The following is a 4,091-nucleotide window of genomic DNA, read 5'->3' on the forward strand; positions in this document are numbered from 1 at the left end:
TGATTACATCGAAATTTTTTACAACCCGGTTAGACGCCATAGTTACAACAATGGGCTTTCTCCGGTAAGATTTGAACAGCAGTACCAAGCGAGGTTGGGAAGTGTCTAGGATATTGGTAGCGATTCAAACAGAAAACAAATGTTTATGCAATTCTGTGGATAGCTGGACTTGTCATTATTGTTTTGGGTTGGTTTATTACAAAGTAAAAATATGTAGTAAGCAGCCTTGTGTTTCTTGAAACCACTAAATACTTATATGCACAAATACCGAGCAACAGTTAAAGCAAGCGGACTATGGACAGAAACAATCGTGTTTGCACAAAACCAAGCACAAGCATACGCATTGTTTAAGTCCATCTTCGGTGCCGCCAACGTGCCCCACCAGCCAAGCCAAGTAACATAAGGACTTCAGCCATATGCGTATTAAAGAGATAGAGCAGAGGACTACTACTAGTCCGCTTACACCGCAACAAGCACGCTTGAATGCATTAAAAACGCAGAAAGACAATGTCAGTAAAGCGTTAGACAGCGAAAGAAAGCGTCAAAAAGTAACGAAAGCACAGCAAAACTTACGCAATGCATTATCTGCGTAAGCAGGAAAAGCAGAACACCGTTAAACAGGATTAAACATCCTTAACTGCCGTAGGATTAAGCAAATACAAGGCGATTGAGTACAGTTGCACACATTTGTGTAGCTTGATTACACTTTCATTTATAATTCGAAGTATTGGCCTGGTAGCTCAGTCGGTAGAGCAGAGGATTGAAAATCCTTGTGTCGGTGGTTCGATTCCGCCCCGGGCCACCAAGAATCTCAATAGCCCACTTGTTGGGCTATTTTTATTAGAAGTACTCAATGGTGCTTAGACCTAGCGCCTAGCGTAGTCGGTCACTTTCCATAGAGTCAATCCGTCAATCAGGATTCAGCCACTCTGGCTCTAGATTGGGATATCAGGGTCATCAAATGTCCTTTAAAAGGACAAGTCAATTATTCATCCTTGTGTTGGCAATGTCGTTTTAAACGACAAATATATTTAGGGATTACAGTAATCGCACTTTGATGGATCCGCCTTGATTTGATCCAGCAACATTTCTTCTTTTTTGTACGCACACTTTACGCATGACCATACATTAGCTATTGGCAGATTTGTTGGCGCTTCACAGCCAGAGCATGGCAAGCCCTTCTTTCTTTCTGTGATCCAGAAGCCAGGCGACTCACACTCTGGGCATACAGAATTCATCTTTCTTGAGAGATCTTGTGTAGCCTTCAATATGTTGGCCATACGAGTGGGATTGGTATGAGCTCTTAAATCATTCTCTACAAATACATTACCCTTTTTTGAAAGGTTAGTTGCCCAATCGAAGGCTTCTTTCAAAGACTCAAGATCTTTGATTCCTTTACGACACTCTGGGTGATATTCATCATCAGGTCGAACGACTAATTGATGGGTAGTAAATTGTGCCTCTGAAAGAAGCGCATTTAATTCATCCCAACTTGATACTTGCCGGCTGGTGCTTTGAGCGTGACCGCCAAAAAAACCAATAACTTCATGTTTGCGTATGTCATCTATTAAAACTACTAACTCGTAATTCCAAGGAAGCATGCCCGTATAGGGATCATTATCAAAAGCACCTTCGCTGGCAATGCCAAGCATAGAACCTGATAATTCCATTCCAACCCTAGCCTTTTTTCTGGCGGCATCTAGTTGGGAGCCATATCTTGGAATATCTCTAGTAAAGGTACCTAGTTTGTCTGTGTCATACCCAGAGATATGGACAACTTCTAAGCCATTAGAGTCAAGGAGTTGTGGGCAAATGACCGACTCTTTGCCATGTTGGGTTAGCAAACTCGCCTTGAGTCCAGAATAGGGTTTTGGATGAATTAGCATTTTATTTGGATGTTTTTAAACAAAATATTTGGCTACTGCGCTATAGATTGGAATGCCTAAGATAATATTTAAAGGGAAGGTGATGCCAAGGGACATGCCCATATACAAGGCTGGACTTACCTCGGGCATGGCATGGCGTAATACTGCTGGAACCGCAATATAAGAAGCGCTTGCCGCCAAAATCATCAAAAGGATTGTATCTCCCAAAGAGATATGAAATATATGGCATAGACATAAGGCAATCATGGCATGGGTAGGTGGCGCGATGAAGGCATAAGCTAAAGTCACCGAAGGCTTGCCTTTGAGCTCCCCTAAACTCTTGGCGGCAAGCAATCCCATATCGAGCAAGAAGAATGCTAATAAACCCTTAAATAAATCAATCGAAAAGGGCGCCATGACTTTATGGCCCGAATCACCTGAAATGAGCCCTACTACTAAGGCTCCCAATAAGAGTAGTTGCCCACCATCAGTAAATGATTCGTGAAGTATCTTGCCCAATGAAGTGTGGCTACTGGTATTGCCTGAGCGTTGTTGACGAATTCTGTTGGCAAGAATGATGGCGATGATGATGGCTGGCGACTCCATGAGGGCCATTGCCGCGGCCATGTGTCCGCCATAACTAATACCGCTTTGATCTAAGACCTGTGTAGTAGTAATAAAAGTAACCGCACTAATAGATCCGTAAGTAGCGGCAATCGCGGCGGCATCCAGTTTATCTAGTTTGTATTTAAGACAGTTGTAGCCCAATAGCGGAATGGCTATTGCTAAAGTGATCGCCAGACCAAGACTAATAGCAATCTCAGGAGTAAAGCCTGATTTGTTTAAAGCAAATCCACCTTTTAATCCCAGAGCCATCAGAAGATATAGCGAAAGAAATCGAGAAATGGGCTGTGGAATTTCTAAATTGGATCTCACGAGGCCCGCAAAGATGCCGAAGATGAAAAAGAGGATGGTGGGATCTAACAAGATATTCATAAATTGTCCTTTGAGGCGATCTTAGGGAAATTTATATGTAAAGTAAAATCGATATTAATACGTTTATATATAGATAAATCCTGATGAATATTACTTTTAGGCAGTTAAGACTATTTCTAGCGCTGGCTGAGACTGGAAGCGTCAGTACGGCGGCGCGGATGGTTCATGTCACCCAACCAACGGCCTCTATGGGCTTAAAAGAAATTACGGATGCTGTTGGAGTGCCTCTCTACGAAGTGGTAGCCAGGAAAGTACATTTAACGCAAATGGGTCATGAGTTGGCTAAGACGGCTCGTGCGATTTCTGGGGAGTGGGATTCTTTCGAACAGCAAGTTAATGGCGTCAAAGGGTTAACACGAGGAAAGTTAAAAGTAGCAGTGGTAAGTACCGCTAAATATTTCATTCCCAGAATATTGGGAACTTTTTGTGCGAAGTATCCTCAAATCGATATTTCTCTAGAGGTGCTCAATCGTGATGGTGTAGTGAAAAGATTGGAAGAAAACTTGGATGATCTTTACATCATGTCTCAGCCACCACTTCATCTCGATATAGAAGATGAAGTGTTTATGCCAAACCCTTTGTTATTAGTTGCCCCAAAAGATCACGCTTTTGCCAAAAAAAAGAATATTGATATCAGTGCGCTTAAGAGTGAAAAGTTTATTTTTAGAGAAAAGGGCTCTGGCACAAGAATGGCAACGGATGCTCACTTCAAAAGACTGAAGTACAGCCCTAATGTTAGGTTAGAGCTTGGAAGTAACGAAGCAATTAAGCAGGCAGTTATAGGTGGTCTTGGTATCGCAGTTTTATCCAAGTATTCTCTGGGTGATAAGACAGACCAAGAAGAGGTTGCTATATTGAAATGTAAAGAATTTCCTATTGAATCAAGCTGGCACCTTGTGAGTCCTAAAGGCAAAAAGTTATCTCCAATAGCCACAATCTTTAAGAAGCATCTATCTCAACAGGCTAAAAGCTGGAAATAGAGTCAGGCATCCTGGGCCCTGGTCGATTCCGCCCCGGGCCACCATAGATAACACTGATACACCCTAATCGAATGGTTAGGGTGTTTTAGTTTGTACGCTACCCCCGCTGTTTTAACGCTACCCCGGTAATCCCCCCACAGGTTAACTGATCTCAGAGGTAGAATTTTCTCAATAAGAGGAGTTCTACATGAAGCGTTCTAAATTTACCGACAGCCAGATCATGGATGCCCTAAAGCGGGTTGATGCTGGC

At 42.6% G+C, this 4,091-nt stretch carries 6 protein-coding genes and 1 tRNA gene; 5 read left to right on the forward strand and 2 right to left on the reverse strand.

Going from position 1 to position 4,091, the window contains the following annotated elements; translation table 11 throughout:
• The 4 genes from ICN39_RS11305 to ICN39_RS11005 form a co-directional block, all read left to right on the forward strand.
• Positions 1-109, forward strand: a 109-nt coding sequence (locus ICN39_RS11305; RefSeq protein WP_370623700.1) for an IS3 family transposase, incomplete at its 5' end; no start/stop codon positions are given.
• 147 nt (positions 110-256) lie between these two features.
• Complete coding sequence (locus ICN39_RS10995) at positions 257-403, forward strand: hypothetical protein (RefSeq protein ID WP_216234148.1); 147 nt, start codon at positions 257-259, stop codon at positions 401-403.
• Between the two features lie 13 nt (positions 404-416).
• Positions 417-593 carry a hypothetical protein gene (locus tag ICN39_RS11000; protein ID WP_216234149.1) on the forward strand — a complete coding sequence of 59 codons (177 nt, stop codon included), beginning with the start codon at positions 417-419 and terminating at the stop codon, positions 591-593.
• A 136-nt stretch (positions 594-729) separates the two neighbouring features.
• Positions 730-805 (forward strand) — tRNA-Phe (locus ICN39_RS11005).
• Positions 806-1,031: 226 nt separating this feature from the next.
• Here the strand turns inward: ICN39_RS11005 and ICN39_RS11010 are convergent.
• Both ICN39_RS11010 and ICN39_RS11015 read right to left on the reverse strand, forming a co-directional pair.
• Positions 1,032-1,886, reverse strand: a complete 855-nt coding sequence (locus ICN39_RS11010; protein WP_216234150.1) for a DUF6671 family protein — start codon at positions 1,884-1,886, stop codon at positions 1,032-1,034.
• Between the two features lie 15 nt (positions 1,887-1,901).
• Positions 1,902-2,861, reverse strand: a complete 960-nt coding sequence (locus ICN39_RS11015; RefSeq protein WP_216234151.1) for a sodium-dependent bicarbonate transport family permease — start codon at positions 2,859-2,861, stop codon at positions 1,902-1,904.
• A gap of 83 nt (positions 2,862-2,944) precedes the next feature.
• Between ICN39_RS11015 and ICN39_RS11020 the strand changes: the two genes are divergently transcribed.
• On the forward strand, positions 2,945-3,841 hold the full coding sequence (locus ICN39_RS11020; RefSeq protein ID WP_216234152.1) for a LysR family transcriptional regulator: 897 nt from the start codon (positions 2,945-2,947) through the stop codon (positions 3,839-3,841).
• Positions 3,842-4,091 lie beyond the last annotated feature (250 nt).

Origin of the sequence: Polynucleobacter sp. AP-Reno-20A-A9 (assembly GCF_018882085.1) — a bacterium.
GTDB lineage: Bacteria > Pseudomonadota > Gammaproteobacteria > Burkholderiales > Burkholderiaceae > Polynucleobacter.